The sequence below is a fragment of the Rhizobium sp. WYCCWR 11128 genome (genome assembly GCF_013416305.1).
In the GTDB taxonomy this organism is placed as follows: Bacteria; Pseudomonadota; Alphaproteobacteria; order Rhizobiales; family Rhizobiaceae; genus Rhizobium; species Rhizobium indicum.
Genome location: NZ_JACCEZ010000014.1, coordinates 97,244 through 122,642 on the forward strand (window position 1 = coordinate 97,244; position 25,399 = coordinate 122,642).

Consider the following 25,399-nt stretch of genomic DNA (forward strand, 5'->3'; position numbering starts at 1 on the left):
GCGGCAGGAAAACAAAAGCGCATCCCGCCGTCCGCACGGCATCCTAATCCAAAAACCGATAAAGCCAGTCGCGCGTTTCCTCCGGCAGCGAGGCCGGCGACTGGTCCTCGCGGGTGCGGGCCTGCCAGATGATCTCGACCTCGGCGGCACGCTCCTCCCCGGTGTCGATCGAAATGAGGAAGCCGATGGAATGCATGCCGATCTTGTCGATGGTGGCGGTGAAGGTTGCCGGCTCGTCATAGTGCAGCGGACGGTGGAGCATGCAGGAAACCTTGCTGGGGCTATAGACGGGTTCGTCATCGACATCGGGCCGTGACGACCAGAAGCCTGCCAGGACGGACTCGGCATAGGAAATATAGGAGGCCAGAAACATCTGGCCGTTCATATCGACATCGCGAAACGGCACGCGTATTTCCGCCACATCCGGGCGTTTCGACTGACTCATCAACAGATCTGCCCTACTGAGTTCCCCATGACAACATTACCGCATAATTGCTTATACCGGAACCGGCTTAAGGATAAAATTACGCAATAGTTCAAAGTGTTACAGTATCCTTTGTACGTCTTAAAAGATGCGGCGCCGCTGCAATGGACCGGCTCGACGGAAACGGCGAAATGAAGCAGTGTAGTAGGCCAACGGTCGGAAGGCGCGCGGCAAGAGCACTTGTTGAAATCGTCAGGCGATGCCCCATCTGCTGTGGCACATGACATAAGCGACCGATAGAGTGTCTTCATGAGCACCCGTCTTTATGAACACCCGATCTTCCTGGAACATGTGACCCCCGCCGGCCATCCGGAGCGATCGGACAGGATCCGCGCCATCAATGTCGCGCTGGAACATCCGAATTTCGAGCGACTGGAGCGCCGGCAGGCGCCGCAGGCGAACGAGGATGCGGTGCTGCTTGCCCATCCGGAGGAGCATCTGACCGCCGTCATGCGGGAGATCCCCGAGGAAGAGGGGGAGATCAATCAGATCGAAGCCGATACCTATGCCAGCAGCAAAAGCCTGCAGGCGGCGCTGACCGGCATTGGCGGGGCGATGGCGGCGGTGGACGACGTCTTTACCGGCCGGGCCGACAATGTCTTCGTCGCAGCCCGGCCGCCGGGGCACCATGCCGAGAAGATGACGGCGATGGGCTTCTGTTTCTTCAACAATGCGGCGATCGCCGCCCGCCATGCGCAGAAGACGCACGGCGCCGAGCGCATCGCCATCGTCGACTGGGACGTGCATCACGGCAACGGCACGCAGGATATCTTCTGGGACGATCCTTCGGTGCTGTTCTGCTCGACGCATCAGATGCCGCTCTATCCCGGCACCGGGGCCAAGGATGAAAAGGGCAAGCACAACACCATCGTCAATGCGCCGCTGTCGCCGAATGTCGGCAGCGACCATTTCCGCGAGGCGTTCAAATCGCGCGTCCTGCCCGCCCTTGACGATTTCCGGCCGGATCTCATCATCATCTCCGCCGGCTTCGACGCGCATCACCGCGATCCCTTAGCGCAGATCAATCTGACGGGTGAGGATTTCGACTGGGCGACCGGGCGTGTGCTGGAACTCGCGGACCGGCACGCGAAGAACCGGGTCGTCAGCCTGCTCGAAGGCGGTTATGATCTCGAGGGACTCGCCGAATCGGCGGGCATGCATATTCTGAGAATGATGAAGGGTTGAGAATGACTGACAGCGCCAAGCCGGAGGTGTCCGGCCTTTCCTTCGAAAAGGCGGTTGCCGAACTCGAAAGCATCGTCGCCCGGCTGGAACGCGGCGATGTGGCGTTGGATGAATCGATCGAGATCTACGAGCGCGGCGAAGCGCTGAAGAAACATTGCGAGACGCTGCTTTCGGCTGCCGAAAACCGCATCGAGAAGATCCGGCTCGACCGCGCCGGCAAGCCGCAGGGCGTCGAGCCGCTGGACGGCGCCTGAGACAGCAAACTCCCTTTCGAAGACGCTTGGCTATCGGCTTCAGACCGATCTATGATCCCCATCCAAAACGATGAGGGGACAAGGAAATGTCGGACAGATTGAAGGGCAAGGTCGCCATTATCTCGGGCGGCGCGACCGGCATGGGCGGTGCCGCCTCGAAGCTTTTTGCGGCGGAAGGCGCGCGTGTTGCGATCATCGACCGCAATGGCGATGCAGCCGCCGAGACTGTGAAGCAGATCCGTGATACCGGCGGCGAGGCCGACTGCTGGACGGCCGATGTCTCGGACGAAGCCGCCGTCAATGCCGCCGTTGCAGGCGTCGAAGAACGCTACGGCGCAGTCACCGTGCTCTTCAATCATGCCGGCACGATCGTCATCAAACCTTTTCTCGAAACGACCGTCGAGGAATGGGACTGGCTGCACGCCGTCAATGTGCGCTCGATGTTCCTGATGACCAAGGCGGTGCTGCCGAAGATGATCGCGAGCGGCGGCGGGTCGATCGTCTGCACCTCGTCGATCTCGGCGGTCGCCGCCACGCCGATGGAAGTGCTTTACGACACGACCAAGGGGGCGGTGCATATGTTTGCCCGCGCCATCGCAGTGGAATTCCGCGATCGCAACATCCGCTGCAACGCCGTCTGCCCGGGTTTCATCCGCACGCCGCACGGTCTGCGCGAGGTGGCCGACCTGCAGGCGCTCGGCGTCGATGTTTCGGATGCCGCCATTGCCGCGCAGCAGGGACGGATCGGCGAGCCCGAAGACGTTGCGCGGGCCGCGCTTTACCTCGCCAGCGACGAATCGAGCTTCGTCAATGGCGCCCATCTCTTCGTCGACAATGGTTTTACCGCAATCTGAGCCCCGACGCGTGTCCGATTGGACGCACGGCGAACTTTCAGGGCTGAGCGTCCTTACGCGTCTGATTGGACGCGCGGCGCGCTTTCAAGTGTTGGAGCGTCCTTAGCGCGTCCGATTGGACGCGCGGCGCTCCAGGCGCTATCTGTGGGCGATGACGCTCGGCACTGTAGCGATCGGAGATCCCAATGTCCTTCTTTCCCGGTAAAGACCCCCTGCCCGGCGATGCCTTCGCCTGCGATGCGATCGAGAACCTGATCATCCCGCGCACCAGCGATATCGGCGGTTTCCAGGTGCGCCGCGCGCTGCCCAGCCGGCAGCGGCGGCTGGTCGGGCCGTTCATCTTCTTCGACCGCATGGGGCCGGCGATCCTGAAGCCGGACGAGGCGCTCGACGTCAAGCCGCATCCACATATCGGATTGTCGACGGTCACCTATCTCTTCGACGGCGAGATCCGCCATCGCGACAGCCTCGGCACCGAAAAGGTCATCCGTCCCGGCGATATCAACCTGATGACGGCCGGCCGCGGCATCGTCCATTCCGAACGCACGCCCGACAATCTGCGCGGCCATCCGCTGCTGATGTCGGGGCTGCAAACCTGGCTGGCGCTGCCTGACGACAAGGAGGAGATCGATCCTTCCTTCGCCCATACGGAAAAATCCGCCATGCCGCTGATCGAGACGAGCGGCGTGCGCGGGCGGGTGGTCATCGGCTCGTTCGAAGGCATGACATCGCCGGTCGGTGTTTTCTCTGACACGCTCTATGTCGATCTCGACCTGCAGGCGGGCGCCAAATTTCCCTTCGGCGCGGGCCATGAAGAGCGCGCCGTCTATGTGCTGTCGGGCGAGGTCGTCATATCAGGCGACCGTTTTGCCGCCGACCAGCTGCTGGTCTTCCGGCCAGGCGATGCGATCACGCTGGAAGCCGGCCGCGATGGCTGCCACCTGATGCTCTTCGGAGGGGCGGCGCTCAATTCGAAACGTTATATCTGGTGGAATTTCGTCTCCTCCTCGAAGGAGCGGATCGAACAGGCCAAGGAGGAATGGCGCACCGGCCGCTTCGATATCGTTCCGGGCGATGAAGAGGAATTCGTGCCGTTGCCGGAAGGCTAAACTGAAGAAATAGAGGGTGATATCCGCCGAAAACCGCTCACACTTTTCGGCATCATGCTTTAATAGTGGGAGCATGATGTTGCCCGAAAACCGCTCACACTTTTCGGCATCATGCTCTAAGGTGAAAACCTTCGGTTCCTGAAATGCACTTGTTTTGCCGCAATCTAATCGAATAAAGCGGAACAAGGAAAAGCAAGAAAGAGCGCCCGCCCGTGACACAACTGCCGAAGACCCCCCTGCTCGACCAGGTCATCTATCCCGCCGACCTGCGCAAGCTCGAGGATCGCGACCTGCCGCAGCTTGCCCGCGAAGTCCGGGACGAAATGATCGATGCGGTGTCGCGCACCGGCGGCCATCTCGGCGCCGGTCTCGGCGTCGTCGAGTTGACGATCGCCATCCACAGCGTCTTCGACACACCTGATGATCGGCTGATCTTCGACGTCGGCCATCAATGTTATCCGCACAAGATTCTCACCGGCCGGCGCGACCGCATCCGGACGCTGCGCCAGGAAGACGGGCTGTCCGGCTTCACCCGCCGGGCGGAGAGCGAATACGATCCCTTTGGTGCAGCGCATTCCTCGACCTCGATCTCGGCCGGCCTCGGCATGGCGATTGCCGCCGACCTCGACAAATCAGACCGCCGCGTCATCGCCGTCATCGGCGACGGGGCGATGTCGGCCGGCATGGCCTATGAGGCGCTGAACAATGCCGGCGCACTCGATGCGCGCCTCATCGTCATCCTCAACGACAACGATATGTCGATCGCGCCGCCGACGGGCGCCATGAGCGCCTATCTCGCGCGCCTTGCCTCGGGTCGCACCTATATGGGCTTCCGTGACTTCGGCAAGAAGCTGACGGCCTATCTCGGCAAGAACATCGACCGGGCGATCACTCGCGCCGTCGAGCATGCGCGCGGCTATGTCACCGGCGGCACGATGTTCGAGGAGATGGGCTTCTATCATATCGGGCCGATCGACGGGCACTCCTTCGACCACCTGCTGCCCGTGTTGCGCAACGTGCGCGACAATGGACGCGGTCCGGTGCTGATCCATGTCGTCACGCAGAAGGGCAAGGGCTATCCGCCGGCGGAAGCCGCAGCCGACAAATATCACGGCGTCAACAAGTTCGACGTCATCACCGGGGCCCAGGCAAGGGTCAAGCCGAATGCGCCGAGCTATACCAGCGTCTTTGCCGAAGCGCTGGTGCAGGAAGCCACACTCGACGACAAGATCGTCGGCATCACCGCCGCCATGCCGAATGGTACCGGCCTCGACAAGCTCGCCGAAGCCTTTCCGTCGCGCTGCTTCGACGTCGGTATTGCCGAACAGCATGCCGTGACCTTCGCCGCCGGCCTGGCAGCGGAAGGCTACAAGCCGTTCGCCGCCCTCTATTCCACCTTCCTGCAGCGCGCCTACGACCAGGTCGTGCACGACGTGGCGATCCAGGGACTGCCGGTGCGTTTCCCGATCGACCGTGCCGGCTTCGTCGGCGCCGACGGGCCGACGCATGCCGGCTCCTTCGACACGGCCTTCCTCACCACCCTGCCCGGCTTCGTGGTGATGGCGGCGGCCGACGAGGCCGAACTCAAGCACATGGTGCGCACGGCTGTCGCCTATGATGGCGGGCCGATCTCGTTCCGCTATCCGCGCGGCGAAGGTGTCGGCGTCGACATGCCGGCGCGCGGCGAAATCCTGCAGATCGGCAAGGGCCGCATCGTCAAGGAAGGCACCAAGGTTGCCCTGCTCTCGTTCGGCACCCGGCTTGCCGATTGTCTGCTGGCCGCCGAGGATCTCGATGCCGCGGGGCTTTCGACGACAGTCGCCGATGCGCGTTTCGCCAAGCCGCTCGACCGCGACCTGATCCGCCAGCTTGCCCGCCACCATGAGATCGTGATCACCGTCGAGGAAGGCTCGATCGGCGGCTTCGGCAGCCATGTGATGCACTTCCTCGCCAGCGAAGGCCTGCTCGACAACGGTCTGAAGCTGCGCTCGCTGGTGATGCCCGACATCTGGATGGAGCAAGCCAAACCCGAAGCGATGAACGCCCATGCCGGGCTCGACCGCGCCGGCATCGTCTCGACGGTGTTCAGGGCGCTGGGACGTGGTGTTGCGGTTGGGGTTGCGGGATAAGTGATTTGGGTGAGGGCATGCCGTGTGGCCCCCTCATCCGCCCTACGGGCACCTTCTCCCCGAGGGGGAGAAGAGGGAATCGAAACGTCGCCGCAAATCTCTTCTCCCCCCGGGGAGAAGGTGCCGGCAGGCGGATGAGGGGGCTGCCCGGCAGGTCCTCTCAATAAAAAAGGCGGCGCATCACTGCACCGCCCTCTTCATTTAACGTCCCTTCCCTAGGAAAGGCGTACTCTCAGAACTCCGTCCAGTCTTCCTTCACCGCCGCAGCACTCGCCTGTCTTCCGCCGAAAGCCTTGGCGACGGTGCGGGTCAAAGCGTGGGCCGGGGAGGCGACCGGGCGGGCGTTGGTGCCGGCAACGCTTGCGCGCGGCGCCGGGGCCACCTGGCCGAGCTTGAACTGGCGCAGCAGTTCTTCGAGGGCGTTTGCCTCCTGGGCGAGCGCATGGCTGGCCGCGGTCTGCTCCTCGACCATGGCAGCGTTCTGCTGCGTGCCCTGGTCCATGTTGTTGACGGCGGTGTTGATCTCCTGCAGGCCGATCGACTGTTCGCGCGTGGCGGTGACGATGGCGCTGACGTGGTGGTTGATCTCCTGCACCTCGGAGACGATGACCTCCAGCGCCTTGCCGGTCTCGCCGACGAGGCCGACGCCGGCAACGACTTGTTCGCCCGAGGTGGTGATCAGCGCCTTGATCTCCTTGGCCGCCTTGGCCGAGCGTTGGGCGAGCTCGCGCACTTCCTGGGCGACGACCGCAAAGCCCTTGCCGGCATCGCCGGCGCGGGCGGCTTCGACGCCGGCGTTCAGAGCCAAGAGATTGGTCTGGAAGGCGATGTCGTCGATGACGCCGATGATGTTGGAGATTTCACCCGAGGACTTCTCGATCTGCTGCATGGCGGAGACGGCCTTGCGGACGACTTCGCCTGACTTTTCGGCGCCGAGGCGAGCTCGCTCGACGAGATTGCCGACATCCTCGGCGCGCTTGGCGCTGTCGCGGACGGTGGTCGTCACTTCTTCAAGCGCTGCTGCGGTCTGTTCGACGGCGGCAGCCTGCTGCTCGGTGCGGTGGGCAAGATCGTCGGCGGCCGAGCGGATTTCGCCAGCGCCGGCATTGATCGCCGAGGCGTTGCGGCCGACCGATTGCAGTGCCGCCTGCAGCTTTTCGACGGCATGGTTGAAGTCGTTGCGCAGGCTGTCATATTGCGAGGCGAACGGCGTCTGGATACGACCGGCCATATCGCCGTTGGCAAGCTCGGCAAGGCCGCCTGCCAAGGCGTCGATGGCATAGCGGATCTCGCCTTCCTCGCGCGCCTTCTGCTCGTCGCCTGCCCGGCGCTGGCGCTCGGCGTCGTCGCGCATGCGGTCTGTTTCGCCGGCAAGGCGCAGCTTCTCGATCGCCGCCTGCTTGAAGACCAGGACGGACTGAGCCATGCGGCCGATTTCGTCGCCGCGGTCGGTCGCCGGAACCTCGATATCGTTCTGACCGCCGGCGAGGCGATCCATGGCGCTCGTCATGCCGACGACCGGGCGGACGATCGTGCGCGACATAAGCCAAGCAAGCATGGCGGCGGCAAGCGAGGCGACGATGCCGCCGGCAAGCAGCGTCGTCTTCAGATGGCTGTTGGCATCGGCGCGGATCGCGGCCAGCGCTTCCGACTTTTCACGCGCGGTGGCCTTGATCTTGGCCGAGGCCTGGCGGAACCCGTCGAGCTGGCCCTTGGTGGCGTTGACGCCGATCTTGACGACCTCTTCGATCGGCATGTCGGTTTCCTTGCGCGCCTTGGTCTGCGGCTCGGCAAGTTCATGGAAATAGAGATCGGCAGCCTTCTGCATGCCGTCGATCATCTCGACCAGCTGCGGCTCGCCGGCCGCCGTCTGCTTGGCGGCGGCAATCGCCTTCAGCATGCGCTCGCGGTTGGCGAAGACATCGCCATAGGTGCTGTCGCTGCGGAAGAGGATGAAGCCGCGCAGGTTGACGGCCTGCTCGAGCATCGCCTGCAGCGCATCGTCGATCTGGTTGACGAGCAGCTCGGACTTTTCCTGCTCGGCAGACGCGGCCGCAGACGCCGTCGCCTTGGAATAGACGAAAGCGGAAACGGCGACGAAAATGAGAATGAGGGCTGCGAACGTGGCCGCAAGCTTACCGTTCAAGGATATGTTTTTGGCGGACATCGGTGATTTCTCCTGACGACAGTCGACGCGGCGAGGCAGGTCGCACGAGACGCAACCGCCGGGATGTTTGAAGCTGAGAACATGATCGGCGTGGAAACGCTTGCGCCGTCATGGCGCCGAGCGGCTTGGATGAACCGCTACAATCACGCCGAACCTATCCGGCCAGGCTTTAAATTTGTTTAAATTTGTGCGGCGCAACAGCGGCCAAGCCTGAGGATTATTGTGCCGTTTCTGGAGGATTGAGGATCAGGATGTCGAAATCCTTCGCAGGATCGAAATCCTCGGCCGTCATCCGGAAGGTCGTAGGACCGATCTTCTGAACATTGCTGCCGCAGAAGCTGATGAGGCTGCCGGGCTTGCCCTTGTCGATCGTCAGCTGGAAGCGCTTGATCGGTCCCGCCCAGTTGGCGCCGGTCGACAGCACATAGGAGATCCAGCTTTCGGTATAGTTGGCGCCTCCGGCCTCGGCTTCCCGCGCACGCTGCTGGGCAACCCTGACGAAATCTCCGTCGAGGCAGTATTTGCGGGAATATTCCTCGAAGCGCTCACCCTTCGGCTCACCACCTTCGAGAAAGCTGATGGCGACGGTGCCTCCGACGGCCGGCTTGTAACGATGCTCGACGCTGACCTTTTTCTTCGCCGGGAAGGTGGTGCGCCACCAATAGGTCGAGCGCAGCGTCCAGAGCGGCACGAGATCGACCTTGGCATCGCCGGCGCCCATGGGATAGACGAGGCCGCGGGCGATCCAGTCCTTGCGGACGGTTTCGGGAAGTTTGGCGAGCGCCTCAGTCGTCTTCTGGCTGTAGGGCAAGACGGGAATGCCCTGCTTGGCGAACTCGTCGGTCACGTCGATGCCGAGCGAGACGACGCGCTGCTGCAGCTTGGCGGTGATCGGCCTTCCATCCTGCACGGTGGAGAAATGCAGGAAATTATCGCTGTCATAATCGGAGATGGCGGAATTGTTGTCGACCTGGCCTGATATGTCAGGCATCGGAAAGGCGACCAGGCTTTCGACATCCTTGTCGGAGCTGTTCTCGAAGACGTAGTCGACACGCACTTCCGAAGCGGAGATGAAAAGATCCTCTTCCGCCATGCTGACATCGTCGGATTGGGCAAAGATCAGCCCGCCGGTCTTGACCTCGGCCATAGTGTCGTTCGCGAGCGCGGGCGACGCGATCACTGCCGCGACAATCAGAGTGAAGAGCTTCAGCATAGAACACCCCCGTGTCTGCGGCACGCCCCGCGATCGCCGCGGCAGGATTATCGCCGAAAGCTTTTGAGGGTCAATGACGGTCTTGGGAACAAAATGCTTGCAACCGGCGGCTTTGCCGGTCATGCACAGCCGATGTCAGATCAAAACACCCAACGCCTCGACCAGCTTCTCGTCTCCCTCGGCCTCTTTGCCAGCCGTTCACGCGCCCGCGACGCCGTGCAGCGCGGCACCGTCAGGATCGGCGGCCAGGTGGTCACGAAGGCCGGCGCGCTGTTTGGCGCAGACGCGGAAATCGAGATCGACGATCCGGCGCAAGACTATGTCTCGCGCGCCGCGCTGAAGCTTGCCGCAGCACTTGAGCATTTCCGGCTCGATCCCGCCGGCCATCACTGTCTTGATGTCGGCGCTTCCACCGGCGGCTTCACCGAGGTGCTGCTGCAGCGCGGTGCCGCGCATGTCACTGCGATCGATGTCGGCCATGGGCAGATGCATCCGCGCATATCAGGCGATCCGCGGGTGACCAACAGGGAGGGCCTCAACGCCCGTAACCTGACGGCAGACGATATCGACCATCCCGCCACCTTCATCGTTTCCGACGTCTCCTTCATCACGCTGAAGCTGGCGCTCGCGCCGGCCCTTGAGATCGCCGAACCCGGCGCTGTCGCCGTGCTGCTGGTCAAGCCGCAGTTCGAGGCCGGGCGCGATGCGATCGGCAAGGGCGGGATGCTGAAGGACCCCTCGTCTGCTCCCGCCGTTGCTGCAGAACTGGCGCGCTGGTTCGTCGAGGACATGGGCTGGAAAAGCCTTGGCCTCATCCCCTCCCCGATTTCCGGCGGCGACGGCAATCAGGAATTCCTTCTGGCAGGATTGAAGCCGTGAGCACCGAAACCGTCACGATCGAGAAGCTCGGCGCCCAGGGCGACGGCATCGCCAGCAGCGCCGGCGGGCCTGTCTATGTGCCCTTTTCCCTGCCCGGCGAAACCGTGGCGATTGCCCGCGTCAAGAGCCAGGGCACGATCATGTCGATCACGACACCCTCGCCCGACCGGCAGGAGCCGCCCTGCCGGCATTTCGGCCCGGATGGCGTCAACGGCACCTGCGGCGGCTGCACGCTGCAGCATATGGCAGATGCGCCCTACCGCGCCTTCAAGCGCCAGCTGGTCATCGACGCGCTGAAATCCAAGGGGCTGACGCCGGAGGTCGGCGAGATCGTTCCGGCCCGGCCGGGCGAACGCCGGCGTGTCGTCTTTGCGGCACGCAAGACCGAGAAGGACATGCTGATCGGTTTCAACCAGGCCGAAAGCCACCATATCGTCGCCATCGAGGAATGTCCGATCTCGTCGGCAGGGATCATTGCCCGGCTGCCGGCGATCAGGGCGATTGCTGCTTCGCTGGCGACCAGCGCCGAACCCTTCCGCGTCGCCGTCCTCGAAACGCTTTCCGGCCTCGACATCTCCGTCGACGACGTGAAGAAACTCTCCGACCCGCAGCGGCGCAAGGCAATCGAGACCGCGCTCAGCCTGCGCGGCATCGCCCGTGTTTCGCTGAACGGCGAAATCCTCGTCGAGCCGTCTAAGCCGATGGTCGAATTCGGCGGCGTCCAGGTTTCACCACCGCCGGGCGGCTTTACCCAGGCGACGAAGCCGGCGGAAGAGGCGATGGCGGAGCTGGTCACGGCTCATGCCGGCAAGTCGAAGCGGATCGCCGATCTCTTTGCCGGCTCCGGCACGTTTTCGCTGCGGCTGGCGCGGATCGGCCGCGTGCACGCCGTCGAAGCCGAAGCAAAGGCGCTCGCAGCTCTCGATCATGCCGCCCGCAACACACAGGGGCTGAAACCGGTCACCGTCGAAAAGCGCGATCTCTTCCGCCGCCCGCTGATGACGCAGGAGTTCAAGCCCTATGACGTCGTCGTCTTCGATCCGCCGCGCGCCGGTGCCGAGTTCCAGTGCCAGGAGCTTGCCCGCTCAGGTGTGAAGAAGATCGTGGCCGTTAGCTGCAATCCGCTGACGCTGGCGCGGGATCTCGCGATCCTCGTCGAGGGCGGCTACCGGATCACGCAAGTGACGCCGATCGACCAGTTCCTCTGGACCTCGCATGTCGAGGTGGTGGCGACGCTGGAGAAATAGGCGTGCCTGTCGGAAAGACGAAAAGACGCAACCCATACTATAACGGCCCAGTGTCCGATCACTTCGACGGCACACATTTCTTCAATCCCGAAGGTATTGAGCCCCTTGGCTTCCGCGATCTGCTGCGGTGGCAATTCGGCGGTGGCCGTGAGCGCTGGCCTCAGTCGGTCCCAAGTCCATACCCGGCGGCCAAGCCGGATCCATGCGTCGACGGCGAGGATCTGAGGGTGACCATGGTTGGTCATGCAACAATGCTCGTGCAGGTCGCTGGGCTCAATATCCTCACCGACCCGGTATGGTCAGAGCGCGCGAGTCCCCTCGCTTTTGCCGGACCCAGGCGCGTCGTCCCACCGGGTATCGCGTTCGATGATTTGCCCCCGATTGATCTCGTGCTGGTGTCGCACAATCATTATGATCATCTCGATATCGCAACGCTCAGGCGGTTGGGTGCGAAGCATCGGCCGCGTGTCGTGACGCCACTCGGCAATGACACGATCATTCGCCGTGCCGTGCCCGATATACAGACGACATCGATGGACTGGGGCCAGCACATTTCGCACGCCGGAATAAGCATTGATGCGGAGCCTGCACACCATTGGTCCGCCCGCGGAACCGCCGATCGCCGGATGGCGCTCTGGGCGTCGTTCGTTTTGTCGACTCCAGCCGGAAAAATTTATCACGTCGGAGATACGGGCTTTCACAACGGCATCAATTACAAAGCGGCACAGCAGAAGCATGGCGGCTTTCGCTTGGCCATTTTACCCTTCGGCGCCTATGAGCCGCGCTGGTTCATGAAAGGGCAGCACCAGAATCCACAGGAAGCGGTGATCGGGATGAAGTTGGCAAATGCGGCCTATGTGGCCGGGCATCACTTCGCCACGTTCCAACTGACAAATGAAGCGGTCGACGCGCCGGCAAGAGCGTTGCAAGACGCAATGAGCGAGCATGATATTCCCCCGGAACGGTTCCGGCCGCTCAGGGCCGGCGAGGTATTTAATGTGCCAGCTGTCTAATCGCTATCCGTTTGCTCCCGGTGTTGGTGTCGATCGCCGCGAAGCGATGCCAGGCGGCGCTCAGCGACGCATGAAGGCTTCGAAGGCCGCCCGCGCCTCGGCACTTTTCAGCCGCGCGGAGAAATAGCGGGCCTCCTCGTCGATGCGGGCGATGATCTCGCCACGATCGCCGCGAATGAGGTCGCGGGCGATGCGTAGCGCTTCCGGCGGCTTGGCCGCGAGCTTTGCCGCGACGCCAAGCGTCAGTGAATCGACCTCGCCTGGCTCGACGACCTTCCAGACCAGACCGGCTTCCCTCGCTTCCTCGGCCGAGAATGCTTCGCCGGCCGCCAGCAGGGCGAAGGCGCGCTGATGCCCCATCAGGCGCGGCGCGACGAGGCTGGAGCCGGCCTCCGGGACCAGCGCCAGATCGACGAAGGGTGTGCGGAACTGGCTGCGGCTAGAGGCGATGGTCAGGTCGCAATGGAGATGGATCGTCGTGCCGATGCCGACCGCCAGACCGTCGACGCCGGAGACAACGGGTTTTTCGGCATTCACCAGCGCATAGAGGAAATCGAGGATCTCCTGCTCCAGGCCGCGGCCGCCCATTGCGGCAGCCAGAAAATCGTTCAGGTCGTTGCCGGCCGAGAAGCAGCCTTCGGTGCCGAGCAAAGCGGTGGCGCGGATGCCGGGATTTGTGTTGGCCGCATTCAGCGCATCGGCCATGGTGCGATACATGGCGCGGGTGATGGCGTTCTTCTTCTCCGGCCGATTGAAGCGGATAGACTGGACGCCGGGATGGGCGGAAGGCTGCTCGACGATGATGTGATCGGTCATAAGGTCTCCTCAGGCAAGCAGGATACGGGCGGCGGCAAGGCTTGCCGCACCATTGACGACCCGGTCGCGCAGGGCTGCGGTCTCGGCGAGCAGGTTCTCGGCGGTGAAGCGGCAGAGCGCGATGCGGTTTTCGGCCACACCATCGGCACTCTCGGCGAGACCGCCCTTGGCAAGATAACAGCCGGTGAGCACCAGCCCGAACAGGCGCTGATAGGGGGTGGCACCGGAGAGCGCTTCGGCGGTCTTGTCATCGGCAAGCGTCTTTATCAGCCAGGCGGTCGCCTGCTCGAGATCGGCGATACCAGCGTCGAGCCTCACAGCGGTCTCGCCGAAACCATTAAGATTGGAGCGGCGGACGTCGTCGGCGATCTCTCTGAGCTCGGCGATGAAACCTTTCACCTGATCGCCGCCGGAGAGCGGCAGTTTGCGGGTGACGAGGTCGATCGCCTGGATGCCGTTGGTGCCCTCGTAGATCGGGGCGATGCGGGCATCGCGAAGATAACGCGCCGCACCCGTCTCCTCGATGAAACCCATGCCGCCATGCACCTGAATGCCGAGCGAGGCGACGTCGACGCCGGCATCGGTCGAAAAGGATTTGGCAATCGGCGTCAGCAAAGCGGCGCGCTCCTGCCAGTGGCGACTGGTCTCCCCTGCCCGGTGCGACATGTCGATCGCATGGGCGCAGGCATAGGAGATGGCGCGCGCGCCTTGAGTCAGCGCCTTCATGGTGAGGAGCATGCGGGCGACATCGGGATGTTCGACGATCGGGCTCATACCGGCGCCGCTTGCGCCCGGCGCCCTGCCCTGCGTGCGTTCCCTGGCATAGGCGAGCGCCTTCTGGGTGGCGGCTTCCGCGATCGCCACGCCCTGCATGCCGACGGCAAGGCGGGCATTGTTCATCATCGTGAACATGCAGGCCAGTCCCTTGTTCTCCTCGCCGACCAGCCATCCCACGGCGCCCTTTTCACCACCGAATTTTCCGTCGCCGTAGATCATCGTGCAGGTCGGCGAACCATGGATGCCGAGCTTGTGCTCCAGCGAATGGCAGAACAGATCGTTGCGGGGCCCAAGCGAGCCATCGTCGTTCACCAGGAATTTCGGCACCAGGAAGAGCGAGATGCCGCGTGTGCCGGCCGGCGCATCCGGCAGACGGGCCAGCACCAGATGGATGATGTTGTCGGCGGCGTCATGTTCGCCCCAGGTGATGAAGATCTTCTGGCCGAACAGGCGGTAGCTGCCGTCATCGCGGCGCTCGGCGCGGGCTTTCAGCACACCGAGATCGGAGCCGGCATGCGGCTCCGTCAGGTTCATGGTGCCGGTCCATTCGCCGGAGACCATCTTCTCCAGATATGTGTCTTTCAGCGCAGCACTACCATGGGCGCTGACCGCCTCGATGGCGCCCATCGTCAGGGTCGGGGCGAGCGCGAAGGCCATGGAACCGGAATTCCACATTTCCAGTGCCGCGACATTCAGCATATGCGGTAGGGCCTGGCCGCCGAAGGCCTCGGGGGCCGTCAGGCCATTCCAGCCGCCGGCGATCCAATGGCGATAGAGGTCGCGCCAGCCATCCGGCAGCCTGACCTCGCCATCGATCAGCCGGGCGCCCTGGCGATCGCCGATTTCGGCAAGCGGCGCCACTTCTTCTGTGGCAAAACGTCCCGCCTCAGCGAGGATCGCATCGACCAGATCTTCGCCGAGATCGCCGAGCAGCCCTTTTGAAATCGCCTCGCCCATGCCCGCTACATGCTTCAGCGTGAACGCGATTTCCTCGATGGGCGCCTTGTACATGGTTTTTCCTCCGCAGACCGGCCTGCACTTGGGCAAGCCCCTCCGAGGCAAGGGCTAATTGATTTTTACGTAAACGTCAATTTCGATTTCCTTGGCCGGCATGCGATAAATCGCCGGACATGGCGCTTTGCTCTTGCACCTTTGGACAAATGGACGTCATGAACAATCTCTAAGGGAAGACATCGCCTTCGCAAAGGACCGGCGAACAATGGATACATTGCCCGTCAACATACCCGGTTTCGTCTGGGCCTATCGCTTCTCGCCGGGTGAAAAGACGGCGGTGCGACTGAACAATAGTGCGACGGTGGCGGAACTGACCGCCGACAACTGTTTCTACTGGCTGCACCTCAACCTTGTCGACGCCCGCGTGCCGGCCTTGCTCGATACGCTGGACGGGCTGACGGAGGACGCGAAATCGGCGCTGACGACGCGTGATACGCATGCGGCCATCACCGTCGACGAGCAGATGCTCTATGGCACGCTCGTCGATTGCCAGCGCGATTTTGCCCAGGATACCAACAATCTCGGCTGGCTGCATTTCGCCATGTCCGACCGCTTCCTCATCACCACGAGGCTGCAGCCGCTGCGCAGCGTCGAACGGGCGCGGGCGCTGATCGAGAAAAACCCGGGCAAATTCTCCCGGCCGGTCGATCTCTTCGAACTGCTGGTGATCGAGTTCCAGCGCACGCTGATCGCGATCGTCATCGAACTCACCGAAGAGCTGAACCAGATCGAGGATATCGTCTACGACAGTGCGCAGCGCGACGAGCGCCGGCGCCTGGCGCCGGTCCGGCGCACGGTGGTCAGGCTGCATCGGCACCTGCGCACCGTGTTGGCGCTGATGCGCCGGGCGGCGGCGGCCGACGACGACGAGATGCCCTTCGGCTTCGACGACGTGGCGCGGCGGCTGACGAGCCGGCTGGAAACGGTCGACCACGATATCTACGCGCTGCAGGACCGGGCACGCCTGCTGCATGAAGAAATCGATTCGAAACAATCCTCCGAAACCAACCGCCACCTCTATCTGCTGTCGATCATGACGGCCTTCCTGCTGCCGCCGACGCTGGTGACCGGCTTCTTCGGCATGAACACGGCAAACCTGCCCTTCGCCGTCGGCGACTACGGCACCGAATACGCCGTCGTCCTCATCGTCGGCTCCATTGCCTTTGCCTGGTGGCTATTGAGGCGGGTGGATATTCTTTGAGGGTGAAGGTTCGACATGACTGTCGGAGAGGCGCATTCCCCACCCGTCGCGGTACTTGCTCCAGAAGCTCACCCCACCCTCCGTCATCCTCGGGCCCGACCCGAGGATCCATGTTGGCCTCCATCAGCCGAGGGCATGGATCCTCGGCTCAAGGCCGAGGATGACGGAAGGTGGGGTTACGTTCCGGCCGAACTCGCCGCCGACGCAACGAATGGAACGGCGCTGCGCCTATGGCATCACGCTGCGTTGACACTTAGCGATTGGAAGCGCAACGCGCTTCCTACGACTTATCAATACGGCGAATAGCACTGCTGGCGCGGGCCGTTATAGGGTTGGAACGTGTTGTCGTAGGCGCGATAGGACCGGTAGCGGTTTGCGCACCAGGCGACGTGGCTCGAACCCATGCGGGGAGCGGGCGCGACGTAACGCGGCTGCGCGACGATAGCGCCGCCGATGACCGCGCCGGCGCCGAAGGCGGCGAGCGGATACCAATAGCCGTTATAGCGGCGATAGCCCGGACGCTGATAGGAATAGCCGCGATAGCCGCCGTAATAACCGGGCCGGTAATAGGCGCCGGGACGATAGCCAGGCCGGTAGCCGGGACGGTAACCGGGGCGATAATAGCGGCGGTACTGGACGCTCTCGACGTCGGAGGATTTTTCCACCTGCGGGGCGGTGGGCATCTGGATTGCCTGGGACGGCACGAAGCCCGTCAGCACCACGGCGGCAGCCAGAACTGCGGTCGCAATCTTGTTTCTCAAACCGATCATTGCTTCAACTCCCATTCAACAGCGATCACCGCCTGCCCAGCAACGTCTTCGCGCCCGAATGGTTCCGAAAGCGGCCGGGGCCGGCCTGCTCTCCCTTTTAGATCAGTTGAACTGAACCGGAGATTAACCGGTGCGGCAAAGCGCTATCAGGCAACGGCGGAGATTTTCGCCTGGTCGCCCTGCAGACGGTTGACCATGAAGTTCGAATACCATTCGAGGAACTGCATGACGCCGCCCTCGTGCAAGGCGGAATAGGGGCCGGGCTCATAGGCGGGCGAGCGAATGCCGAAGGCGTTTTCCTCGACGATGCGGCGATCCTGATCGTTGGTCTCGGTCCAGACGTGGGTCAGTTCCTCGAGATTGTAATCCACACCTTCGACGGCATCCTTGTGGACGAGCCACTTGGTCGTCACCGCCGTCTCATTGGCGCTGAGTGGCAGCACTCGGAAGGAGATGGCGTGGTCGCCGAGAAGGTGGTTCCACGTCGTCGGGTAATGGAAGAGCAGCATGGTGCCGATATGGCTGATCGAGATATCGTCGGAAAGCGCGCGCTTGACCGCGCTCTTGCCCGACATGGTGTAGCTCTCTGCATCCTCGATCAGCGGCATGCGGGCGGTGCGGAACTGACCGTCCGGCGAAATCTGGAACTTGCTCGGCAGGCCGGCTGCCTCGCAGCGCGCCCAATGGCCGGCGATCTCGGGATCGTCGGCGCCGCCATCCGTGCCGGTGACACTCGGAGCCTCGGGATAGGTGCGGCAGAGTTCGGGGTGATTGGCGGCGCAGTGATAGCACTCGCGGTTGTTTTCCCAGACAAGCTTCCAGTTGCCCTTCTCGATGATCGTGCTCTGGAAGGCGACCTTGCTCTCGCTGATCCGGTGCGGCGCGACATAGGGTTCGATCTTGTCGCGCACCGGCTGGAAATCCGGGGCGTTATTGGCAAGGCAGATGAAGACATAGCCAGCGACGATTTCGCAATGGACGGGCTTCAGGTTGAAGCCAGTCTTATCGAAATCATCGCCCATGTGGCGGGCGAAGGCGAGCTTGCCTTCGAGATCATAGGTCCACTGATGATAGGGACAGACGAGGCGCACGGAGGAGCCGTGCTCCTTGGTGCAGACGCGCGAGCCGCGATGGCGGCAGCTGTTGTGGAAGGCGCGGATGACGTTGTCGCGGCCGCGGACGATGACGACAGGATAGCTGCCGATCTGGACAGTGAAATAAGCGCCCGGCTTCGGCAGCTCGCAATCATGGCCGATGAACAGCCAGTCGCGATAATAGATCATCTCCATGTCGAGCTGGAAATAATCCTCGTCGATATAGAACGGCTGTTCGAGGCTGAAGCCCTCACGGCGGCTCTTGAGCTGACGCAAAACGTTGCTGCGAATATCCATCTTCATGTCCTCGTGCACCCGGCTGCCGCCTTCCGGCAAGAAGGCCGGCGGAAGCGCGCCCGCTTCCTTCTCTCATGGCGTCATTTAATCACCGAGCCTGCCTGCCGCTTGGTTGTAATGCGACATCGGCTTCGAAATTGACGACAGGATGCGGCACGGCTTGAAGCTGCCGATCCCGGTCGATGACATCGCCCGACTCTCCGGGCAATTATCGTCAATTGCGACATGGCGTAAAGACCCGCTCCGCAAAGAGGTCGGCTGCCTGATATCGATGTCAGTCGCGTTTGCGACATCTGCCGGCATTTGCCCTTCAGCCGGCCGGCTGAGGGGCCATTTTTTAACATCGCCTTAAGCATACGGTCCTATCCTCCTGATGATCACCGACCGACCGAAGAACGCGAACCATGGCCAGACTCCGTTATTTCGACGCGAAAGATGCGAGCAGATCGCAAGAGCCGCAGCTGATTGCCGCCCATTCCGAATTCCTCCGCACCGGCCGCATCCCCCGCGAGCGGCGGCATTGGCTGGCCGAGGAAAAGCGGTATTTCACCCATGACGAGGTCGCCGCGAAGACCGGCCGCAAGCTGCAGGTGGCTGGCGAGAAGACGCATCAGCACATCAACGGCTTTCACCACTCGATCCAGTTTCCGAAGATGATCTTCCACCGGACGCTGGAGGACAGCCCGCATCTCGGCTATTGCCACGTCACCGCCGCGCGGACGAAATTCGCTCATTACGAAGAGGTAAGCTGGGCCTTCTACATCTCGAATTTCTATTCCGACATCGGCGAGAACGATAATTTCTTCGAGCGCATCGATGTCGGTTATTCCCGCATGTATTTCGCCGTCGCCATCAAACCTGGCGAGAACTCCGCGGAAAAGATGACCATCGACCGGTCGGTACGCGGCAACGGCCTGCTCTTTCGCACCCACGATCCGCAGGCGGCGATCCGCAACATCCTGCTGCTCGGCGCCCGCAACGAACAGCTGCGCGAAATCATCCGGCAGCTTTAAGCGATTGATCGCGGGCGGCGGAAAGCCTAATGACTGCCAGGACGAACACGGGCAGGACATGGCACGCACGATCGATATCACGGCAGACAGGCAGGCAGCGCTCGAGGCGGCCTCAGCCGCTCTTGCCGGCGGCTTTGCCATCGCCATCCCGACGGAGACCGTCTACGGCCTTGCCGCCGACGCCACCAATCCTTTGGCCATCGCCCGCATTTACGAGACAAAGGGACGGCCGCGCTTCAACCCGCTGATCTGCCATATGGCCGACCTCGCCATGGCCGAAGAGCATGCCGAGTTCGACCCGATCTCGCGGGCGCTCGCCAAAGCCTTCTGGCCCGGCCCGCTGACCCTCGTGCTGCCGCTGAAGCCGGAAAGCCCGATCCATTCGCTGGCGACTGCCGGGCTCGACAGCGTCGGCATCCGCGTGCCGAAGGGTTTCGCCGGCGCTTTGATCGGCGCCTTTGGACGGCCGCTCGCGGCCCCCAGCGCCAATACCTCAGGCGGGGTCAGCGCCACGAGTGCCGCCCATGTCGAGGACGATCTCGGGGCGAAAATCCCGCTGATCCTCGATGCTGGCCCAAGTGCTGTCGGCGTCGAATCGACGATCGTCAAGGCGGAGGGCGGCCAACTCAGGCTGCTTCGGCCGGGTGGACTGGCGGCGCGCGAGATCGAGCGTGTTGCAGGCCAACCGCTGCTGCGGGCGAAGGCGGCATCGGCGGCCATCGAGGCGCCTGGCATGCTCGCCTCGCATTATGCGCCGGGTGCTTCCGTGCGCCTCAATGCAACGGCCGTCGAACCCGGCGAAGCGCTGATCGCCTTCGGCAGCGCTGCGATCTCCGGCGCGGGCAGTGCGCGGATCGTGCTCGATCTCAGCCCGCGCGGCGACCTTGCAGAGGCCGCCGCCAATCTTTTCGACTACATGAAGCGGGCCGATGCCAGCGGCGCCCAGAGCATCGCCTTTTCGCCGATTCCCGAGGAGGGGCTGGGCGAAGCGATCAACGACCGGCTGCAGCGAGCAGCCGCGCCCCGCGACTGACGGACCTGGAACAGGATGGAGAATCGAGCCCGATGAGCAGCATTTCCAACGAGGATCTCAACCGCTTCGTGGCGATCGTCGGCGAAAAATACGCGCTTCACAGCGAGGCCGACCTTGCGCCGCATCTGATCGAAAACCGCGGGCTCTATCACGGCTCCTCCCCTCTCCTCTTGAAACCCGGTTCGGTCGAGGAAGTCTCTGATATCATGAAGCTTGCGACGGAGACCGGAACGGCGATCGTGCCGCAGACCGGCAATACCGGCCTCGTCGGTGGCCAGACGCCGCGTCAGGGCAAGTCGGATGTCATCCTGTCGCTCGAGCGCATGAACAAGATCCGTGATGTCGATCCGGTGGCGAACGTGCTGGTGGCCGATGGCGGCGCCATCCTGGCCGAGGCGCAGAAGGCAGCCGAGGCGCATGGGCGGCTGTTTCCGCTGTCGCTCGGCTCGGAAGGCTCCTGCCGCATCGGCGGCAATCTTTCCACCAATGCCGGCGGCACGGCGGTGCTTGCCTATGGCAATATGCGCCAGCTCTGCCTCGGCCTCGAAGTAGTGCTGCCGACCGGCGAGATCTGGGACGGTTTACGCCGCCTGAAGAAGGACAATACCGGCTACGACCTGCGCGATCTCTTCATCGGCGCCGAGGGCACGCTCGGCATCATCACCGGCGCGGTGCTGAAGCTCTTTCCCCAGCCGCTCGGCCATCAGGTGGCCTTCGCCGGCCTGAATTCGGTGACGGATGCCCTTGCCCTCTTCAACCTCGCCTCCAGCCTCTGCGGCGCCTCGCTCACCGGTTTCGAGCTGATGCCGCGTTTCGGCATCGAGATCACCACGCGCCACATCGACGGCGTGCGCGATCCGCTGGAGGCCGCCTATCCCTGGTACGTGCTGATCGATATTTCGACGTCGGATTCGGCCGAGACGGCGGAGCGGATGATGAATGGTGTGCTGGAACAGGGCTTCGAGGCTGGGCTGGTGCTCGATGCCGCAATCGCTGCATCGGTAGCGCAGCAGAAGGCGATCTGGCACATGCGCGAAAGCATGTCGGATGCGCAGAAGCCGGAAGGCGGATCGATCAAGCACGATGTTTCGGTGCCGGTATCGAAGATCCCGCATTTCATGGCCGAGGCCGAAGAAGCGGTGATGGCGGCCATGCCTGGCGCCCGCATCTGCGCCTTCGGCCATATGGGCGACGGCAATATTCATTACAATATTTCCCAGCCGCTCGGTGCCGACAAGGCCGCCTTCATCGCCCGCTGGCGCGAGATGAACCATATCGTCCACGGGCTGGTGCTGGCCCATGGCGGCTCGATCTCGGCCGAGCACGGCATCGGCCAGCTGAAGCGCGACGAACTGGCGGCGATCCGCCCAACGATCGAAATCGAGCTGATGCGCCGCATCAAGCGCGCCTTCGACCCCGCCAATATCATGAACCCGGGAAAGGTCGTCAGCCTCGATCCGTAAGGCTGCACGCCATCAGGCCTACTGCGTACCGCCGTTGGTCAGGATCATCAGCGCCGGCGACTGCTGGGTGGCGTTCTGGACGTCGTACATCGCGGTGAACCGGCGCAGCAGCTTGTCGACCTTCTTCGGATCCTGGAGATCCTCGAGCTTGACGAAGCGATTGATCAGATCGGCCTGTTTGGCGACATCCATGCCCGAGATCTGCGACGGCAGGCTGTAGGCGGTAGTGATGACCTGATAAAGCGCCTTGTCGCCGAGGATCCCATAGATCGAGGTGATGCTCGAGGCCTTGCGGCTGAAATAGAGCGCCAGGCGGACGCCGTCATTGCTTTCGCCTTCCTGGGCTTCCATCGTCTGCTGAACGTAGAGCTCCTGCGTATGCTCCTCGGCCGCCTTGTTCTGGACGGTACCGATCTTGGCGCGGGTTAGGTTGCCGTCCTTGTCGAAATTGAAGGCGGCGACGATGTCCTTGAATCGCGCATCGGCGGTGGCGTTGAGATAGCTCTTCTTGTCGTCGGGATCGGACGTGAAGATCTTCTTCAGCGTCGCCTTGTCGTAATCCTTGGGGTCAAGGTTGTTCGCCTTCAGCACCAGATCGGTCAGGCGGCTGTCATCCAGGAAATCGTCAAGCGACTTCACCTTCGCCATGCCCTTGGCGAAATAGTCGACTTCAGCCGTCGCGTCCTTCGCCGCCTTGTCCTTCACCGGACCGTCCTTCATTAGCATGGTGATATGCGATCTATAGTCGGTGGCGTATTTGGCCATGGTCGCGTCGGGCAGTGCCTGGAAGGGTGATGCCGCCTTGCCGTCGGGGCCGAAATTGAAGGCGCGGGCAAGATTGGTGATACGTTCATCCTTGAGCGAGGCGACATAGCCGTTCGGATCATAGGCATCGCTGGTCAGGATCTTGCGCATCATCGAACGCGATACGTCCTGGTCAGTCAGGCCGAAAGCCTGCAGCGCCACATGGAAGAGATCCGGCAGATTGTCGTTGCTCTTGCTGAAATCGACCGCCGAATTGGTGCGCAGGAAATCATTGACGCTCTTGATGTCGGAGAAATTCTGCAGGCGGCTGGTATCCGCCATCAGGCTCTTGTAATTGGCAGCGACCTCGTCGATCGCCTCGTCGCGCTCGTCGTCATAGCGCGCGGCGTAGTTATCGTTGGTGGTCTGCGCCTGGTCGGCCGTCTGGACCGAGCTGACGACGGGAAGCGATCCATCGGCGGCGAAGTTGAAGTCGGCATTGAGATCGGCGTGACCGGCTGCTGCAGCCGCCGTCGCATCGGTCAGAATGCTCTTCAGGTCGGCGTTCGAGATATCGAAAGGCAGATTGTAAGTGCTCTTCAGGAAATTGGTGATGCCGTCATCGGCAATAAGATCATCGACATTGGCGATCGCCCCCATGCGTGCGGAATAGTCGTTGGTCCGCGCTGTCGCACTAATTTTCGTATTGCTGATCTGGGCGGCCGTCTGCGCCTGCATACCATCTTCAAGCGTGCCGTCCGCCTTGAAGTTGAAGGCAGCGGCAACGTCGGCATAAGTGCCGGTGCCGCTCTGGTCAGTCAGGATATTCCTGAGATCGAGATCGCTGACCGTCGATGGGATGCCGAAGGCATTGCGGACGAAATTGTTCAGTTTCTGGTCTGCCAGCAACTGATCGACGTCCGAGATGCCGGCGATGGTCGCCTGATAATAGACGGCCGCATCATTCGCCTTGCTGGTGGTGCTCGCGCTTTGCGAGGCGCTTTGCGAGGCGTAAAGGGTGGCGACAGAACCATCCGTCTTGAAATTGAAAAGATCGTGGACGTCGCTATAGCCCTGGGCGCTGGCAGCCGCGGGATCGACCAGGATGGTCCTCAAGGTCGCATCAGAGACGCTGTCTGCGATCTGCATGCTGTTTCTGATGTAGCTCACGGCAACGGCATCCGACATGATGTCATCGACATCGGTGACATTGCCGATCATGCCGTTGAAATGCGCGGCGTTCGCCGCCGACTGGTCGGTGGTCGACTTGCGCTGTGCTTCCGTCTGAATCACCGAACCGTTGATCGAACCGTCCGCCTGGAAATTGAAGTCGGCATTGATGTCGGCATGGCCCTGAGCCGCGGCATAGGCCGAATCCGTCAGGATGTTCTTCAGGTCGGCATTGCTGAAATTCGTACCGAGACCATAGGCATCCTTGATGTAACGCGCCAGCACGTTGTCGGCGAGCAAGTCGTCGACATTGGTGATGCTGCTCGATTGCGAGGTCAAGGTATAATAATTGCCGGTGTTCGACGCAGCCGACTGCAGACTGTTCGCCTGGGCGATAGACTGTACGCGCGCCGTGTTCGACGTCGAACCGTCCGCCTTGAAATTGAAAGCATTGTAGACGTTGGTGAAGCCCATCAGCTGGGCATAGCCGGGGTCGGTCAGCACCATGCGCAACGCTGCAGCGGTAAAGTCGGCGCCCATGCTGTAGGCCGTCGTGATATAGGAGGTCAGGCGCTTGTCGGCGACCAGGTCGTCGACATTGGTGATCGTGCCGATCTTCGCCGTGTAATAGGCCTTGTTGTATTCGGCCGCCGTCTTGCCGACATAGTAGACGTCGGAGCCGACCGAATTGTCGATGATGACCGATTGGGAATTCAGCGTGTAGGACTCGATGACCGAGGCCTTCTGCGCGGCGGTCTGGGCCGTGCCGGTGACGGTGCCGTCGGCGTTGAAGCTGAACTGGGCGGCAAGCGCCTTGTACTTGTCGCCGCCCTGCGTATTGACGACGCTCGTGGGATCGCTGAGATCGCTGGTCAGCACCTGCCGCAGAAAATCCTTCGACGCATAAGTGGGATCGATCTTGAAGGTCTTCAGCACATAGGTGCGCAGCCGGGTATTGTTGACCAGGTCGTCGACGCTCTGCACGCTATCGATATTGTTGCTGTAATAGGTGCTCTCGGCGCTCGCGGCCTTTTCGGCATCGGCGAAGGACTGCTTGTAGAGGCCGATGAGATCGTCCTCCTGCGCATCCGTCTGCACGTCCTTCTCCGGCGCATTGAAATTGAAGGCGGCGGCGAATTCGCGGTAACGCGTATCGGAGAGCTTGTTGGCGTAGCTGTCGGGATCGGTGAGATCGCTTTCCAGCACCTTCTTCATGAAGGCCTTGGCGTAGGTCATGTCCTCGAGGCCATAGGCCTTCATCGCATAGCTGTAGAGCTTGTAGTCGCCGAGGAAGTCGTCGACGTTGGTGACCTTGTTGATATGGTCGGCGTAGTATTGGGCATCCTTCTTGACCGTCGTCTGCGACGCGACCTTGTTGAGGCTCGACGTCATGTCCCGCGACAGGATCGTGTAAGCGAGGGAAGCCGTGATCATGAAAAGCGCCCTTTTCGGCAAAATCTCTAAAAGAACGAC

The 25,399-nt window shown here is 62.4% G+C and carries 20 protein-coding genes; 12 read left to right on the forward strand and 8 right to left on the reverse strand.

From position 1 onward, the window contains the following. Nucleotides 1-43: 43 nt before the first annotated feature. Nucleotides 44-445, reverse strand: coding sequence for an acyl-CoA thioesterase (locus tag HX898_RS29650; RefSeq protein ID WP_138387985.1), 402 nt, complete (start codon nucleotides 443-445; stop codon nucleotides 44-46). Nucleotides 446-733: 288 nt separating this feature from the next. On the opposite strand from HX898_RS29650, the gene HX898_RS29655 reads away from it, so the two are divergent. From HX898_RS29655 to dxs, 5 genes are all read left to right on the forward strand, one after another. Next, a complete protein-coding gene (locus HX898_RS29655; protein WP_017959231.1) occupies nucleotides 734-1,669 on the forward strand; it encodes a histone deacetylase family protein in 936 nt (311 codons plus the stop codon). Between the two features lie 2 nt (nucleotides 1,670-1,671). Then, nucleotides 1,672-1,923 (forward strand): exodeoxyribonuclease VII small subunit, encoded by a 252-nt coding sequence (locus HX898_RS29660; protein WP_003545921.1) that lies wholly within the window; start codon nucleotides 1,672-1,674, stop codon nucleotides 1,921-1,923. Between the two features lie 86 nt (nucleotides 1,924-2,009). After that, nucleotides 2,010-2,777 (forward strand): SDR family oxidoreductase, encoded by a 768-nt coding sequence (locus tag HX898_RS29665; protein ID WP_180196494.1) that lies wholly within the window; start codon nucleotides 2,010-2,012, stop codon nucleotides 2,775-2,777. A gap of 185 nt (nucleotides 2,778-2,962) precedes the next feature. Continuing rightward, on the forward strand, nucleotides 2,963-3,886 hold the full coding sequence (locus HX898_RS29670; RefSeq protein ID WP_180196495.1) for a pirin family protein: 924 nt from the start codon (nucleotides 2,963-2,965) through the stop codon (nucleotides 3,884-3,886). Nucleotides 3,887-4,098: 212 nt separating this feature from the next. Next, complete coding sequence (gene dxs / locus HX898_RS29675; RefSeq protein ID WP_138328844.1) at nucleotides 4,099-6,015, forward strand: 1-deoxy-D-xylulose-5-phosphate synthase; 1,917 nt, start codon at nucleotides 4,099-4,101, stop codon at nucleotides 6,013-6,015. A gap of 232 nt (nucleotides 6,016-6,247) precedes the next feature. Here the strand turns inward: dxs and HX898_RS29680 are convergent, their stop codons facing one another. Continuing rightward, nucleotides 6,248-8,182: a methyl-accepting chemotaxis protein gene (locus HX898_RS29680; protein ID WP_171599129.1), complete on the reverse strand. Its 1,935-nt coding sequence runs from the start codon at nucleotides 8,180-8,182 to the stop codon at nucleotides 6,248-6,250. 217 nt (nucleotides 8,183-8,399) lie between these two features. Further along, on the reverse strand, nucleotides 8,400-9,395 hold the full coding sequence (locus HX898_RS29685; protein WP_180196496.1) for a DUF4424 domain-containing protein: 996 nt from the start codon (nucleotides 9,393-9,395) through the stop codon (nucleotides 8,400-8,402). A 132-nt stretch (nucleotides 9,396-9,527) separates the two neighbouring features. On the opposite strand from HX898_RS29685, the gene HX898_RS29690 reads away from it, so the two are divergent. Genes HX898_RS29690 through HX898_RS29700 form a run of 3 tightly spaced genes read left to right on the forward strand, consistent with a single transcriptional unit; the run spans nucleotide 9,528 to nucleotide 12,534 of the window. Next, nucleotides 9,528-10,274, forward strand: a complete 747-nt coding sequence (locus HX898_RS29690) for a TlyA family RNA methyltransferase (protein ID WP_171599127.1) — start codon at nucleotides 9,528-9,530, stop codon at nucleotides 10,272-10,274. Further along, nucleotides 10,271-11,521: a class I SAM-dependent RNA methyltransferase gene (locus tag HX898_RS29695; protein WP_171599126.1), complete on the forward strand. Its 1,251-nt coding sequence runs from the start codon at nucleotides 10,271-10,273 to the stop codon at nucleotides 11,519-11,521. The genes HX898_RS29690 and HX898_RS29695 overlap by 4 nt, the downstream gene beginning before the upstream one ends. A gap of 2 nt (nucleotides 11,522-11,523) precedes the next feature. Further along, nucleotides 11,524-12,534: an MBL fold metallo-hydrolase gene (locus HX898_RS29700; protein ID WP_171599125.1), complete on the forward strand. Its 1,011-nt coding sequence runs from the start codon at nucleotides 11,524-11,526 to the stop codon at nucleotides 12,532-12,534. A gap of 60 nt (nucleotides 12,535-12,594) precedes the next feature. Here HX898_RS29700 and HX898_RS29705 read toward each other — a convergent pair whose 3' ends face one another. Together HX898_RS29705 and HX898_RS29710 are read right to left on the reverse strand one after the other, a co-directional pair. Next, complete coding sequence (locus HX898_RS29705) at nucleotides 12,595-13,350, reverse strand: crotonase/enoyl-CoA hydratase family protein (protein ID WP_180196497.1); 756 nt, start codon at nucleotides 13,348-13,350, stop codon at nucleotides 12,595-12,597. Between the two features lie 9 nt (nucleotides 13,351-13,359). Further along, the gene (locus tag HX898_RS29710; protein WP_180196498.1) at nucleotides 13,360-15,138 is read right to left on the reverse strand and encodes an acyl-CoA dehydrogenase; all 1,779 of its coding nucleotides are present in this window, start codon (nucleotides 15,136-15,138) and stop codon (nucleotides 13,360-13,362) included. A gap of 208 nt (nucleotides 15,139-15,346) precedes the next feature. Here HX898_RS29710 and HX898_RS29715 point away from each other — a divergent pair, with 208 nt between their 5' ends. Further along, on the forward strand, nucleotides 15,347-16,342 hold the full coding sequence (locus tag HX898_RS29715) for a transporter (protein ID WP_138328851.1): 996 nt from the start codon (nucleotides 15,347-15,349) through the stop codon (nucleotides 16,340-16,342). Between the two features lie 290 nt (nucleotides 16,343-16,632). On the opposite strand, the gene HX898_RS29720 is transcribed toward HX898_RS29715, so the two are convergent. Next, complete coding sequence (locus HX898_RS29720; protein ID WP_138328852.1) at nucleotides 16,633-17,112, reverse strand: BA14K family protein; 480 nt, start codon at nucleotides 17,110-17,112, stop codon at nucleotides 16,633-16,635. A gap of 146 nt (nucleotides 17,113-17,258) precedes the next feature. Then, the gene (locus HX898_RS29725; protein WP_138328853.1) at nucleotides 17,259-18,503 is read right to left on the reverse strand and encodes an aromatic ring-hydroxylating dioxygenase subunit alpha; all 1,245 of its coding nucleotides are present in this window, start codon (nucleotides 18,501-18,503) and stop codon (nucleotides 17,259-17,261) included. A 404-nt stretch (nucleotides 18,504-18,907) separates the two neighbouring features. Here HX898_RS29725 and HX898_RS29730 point away from each other — a divergent pair, with 404 nt between their 5' ends. Genes HX898_RS29730 through HX898_RS29740 form a run of 3 tightly spaced genes read left to right on the forward strand, consistent with a single transcriptional unit; the run spans nucleotide 18,908 to nucleotide 22,012 of the window. Then, entirely contained in the window at nucleotides 18,908-19,516 is a 609-nt protein-coding gene (locus tag HX898_RS29730) for a DUF6656 family protein (RefSeq protein ID WP_138328854.1), read from the forward strand. A 58-nt stretch (nucleotides 19,517-19,574) separates the two neighbouring features. Further along, nucleotides 19,575-20,549, forward strand: coding sequence for an L-threonylcarbamoyladenylate synthase (locus HX898_RS29735; protein WP_180196499.1), 975 nt, complete (start codon nucleotides 19,575-19,577; stop codon nucleotides 20,547-20,549). A gap of 32 nt (nucleotides 20,550-20,581) precedes the next feature. Continuing rightward, on the forward strand, nucleotides 20,582-22,012 hold the full coding sequence (locus HX898_RS29740; protein WP_180196500.1) for an FAD-binding oxidoreductase: 1,431 nt from the start codon (nucleotides 20,582-20,584) through the stop codon (nucleotides 22,010-22,012). An 18-nt stretch (nucleotides 22,013-22,030) separates the two neighbouring features. On the opposite strand, the gene HX898_RS29745 is transcribed toward HX898_RS29740, so the two are convergent. After that, nucleotides 22,031-25,360 (reverse strand): DUF1217 domain-containing protein, encoded by a 3,330-nt coding sequence (locus HX898_RS29745; RefSeq protein ID WP_180196501.1) that lies wholly within the window; start codon nucleotides 25,358-25,360, stop codon nucleotides 22,031-22,033. Nucleotides 25,361-25,399 lie beyond the last annotated feature (39 nt).

Coding starts and splice junctions, on each gene's coding strand:
- HX898_RS29730 (WP_138328854.1), top strand. CDS start 18,908: ATGGCCAGACTCCGTTATTTCGACGCGAAAGATGCGAGCAGATCGCAA.
- HX898_RS29680 (WP_171599129.1), bottom strand. CDS start 8,182: ATGTCCGCCAAAAACATATCCTTGAACGGTAAGCTTGCGGCCACGTTC.
- HX898_RS29710 (WP_180196498.1), bottom strand. CDS start 15,138: ATGTACAAGGCGCCCATCGAGGAAATCGCGTTCACGCTGAAGCATGTA.
- HX898_RS29725 (WP_138328853.1), bottom strand. CDS start 18,503: ATGGATATTCGCAGCAACGTTTTGCGTCAGCTCAAGAGCCGCCGTGAG.
- HX898_RS29665 (WP_180196494.1), top strand. CDS start 2,010: ATGTCGGACAGATTGAAGGGCAAGGTCGCCATTATCTCGGGCGGCGCG.
- HX898_RS29670 (WP_180196495.1), top strand. CDS start 2,963: ATGTCCTTCTTTCCCGGTAAAGACCCCCTGCCCGGCGATGCCTTCGCC.
- HX898_RS29655 (WP_017959231.1), top strand. CDS start 734: ATGAGCACCCGTCTTTATGAACACCCGATCTTCCTGGAACATGTGACC.
- HX898_RS29705 (WP_180196497.1), bottom strand. CDS start 13,350: ATGACCGATCACATCATCGTCGAGCAGCCTTCCGCCCATCCCGGCGTC.
- HX898_RS29740 (WP_180196500.1), top strand. CDS start 20,582: ATGAGCAGCATTTCCAACGAGGATCTCAACCGCTTCGTGGCGATCGTC.
- HX898_RS29720 (WP_138328852.1), bottom strand. CDS start 17,112: ATGATCGGTTTGAGAAACAAGATTGCGACCGCAGTTCTGGCTGCCGCC.
- HX898_RS29715 (WP_138328851.1), top strand. CDS start 15,347: ATGGATACATTGCCCGTCAACATACCCGGTTTCGTCTGGGCCTATCGC.
- HX898_RS29690 (WP_171599127.1), top strand. CDS start 9,528: ATGTCAGATCAAAACACCCAACGCCTCGACCAGCTTCTCGTCTCCCTC.
- HX898_RS29685 (WP_180196496.1), bottom strand. CDS start 9,395: ATGCTGAAGCTCTTCACTCTGATTGTCGCGGCAGTGATCGCGTCGCCC.
- HX898_RS29735 (WP_180196499.1), top strand. CDS start 19,575: ATGGCACGCACGATCGATATCACGGCAGACAGGCAGGCAGCGCTCGAG.
- HX898_RS29660 (WP_003545921.1), top strand. CDS start 1,672: ATGACTGACAGCGCCAAGCCGGAGGTGTCCGGCCTTTCCTTCGAAAAG.
- HX898_RS29745 (WP_180196501.1), bottom strand. CDS start 25,360: ATGATCACGGCTTCCCTCGCTTACACGATCCTGTCGCGGGACATGACG.
- HX898_RS29650 (WP_138387985.1), bottom strand. CDS start 445: ATGAGTCAGTCGAAACGCCCGGATGTGGCGGAAATACGCGTGCCGTTT.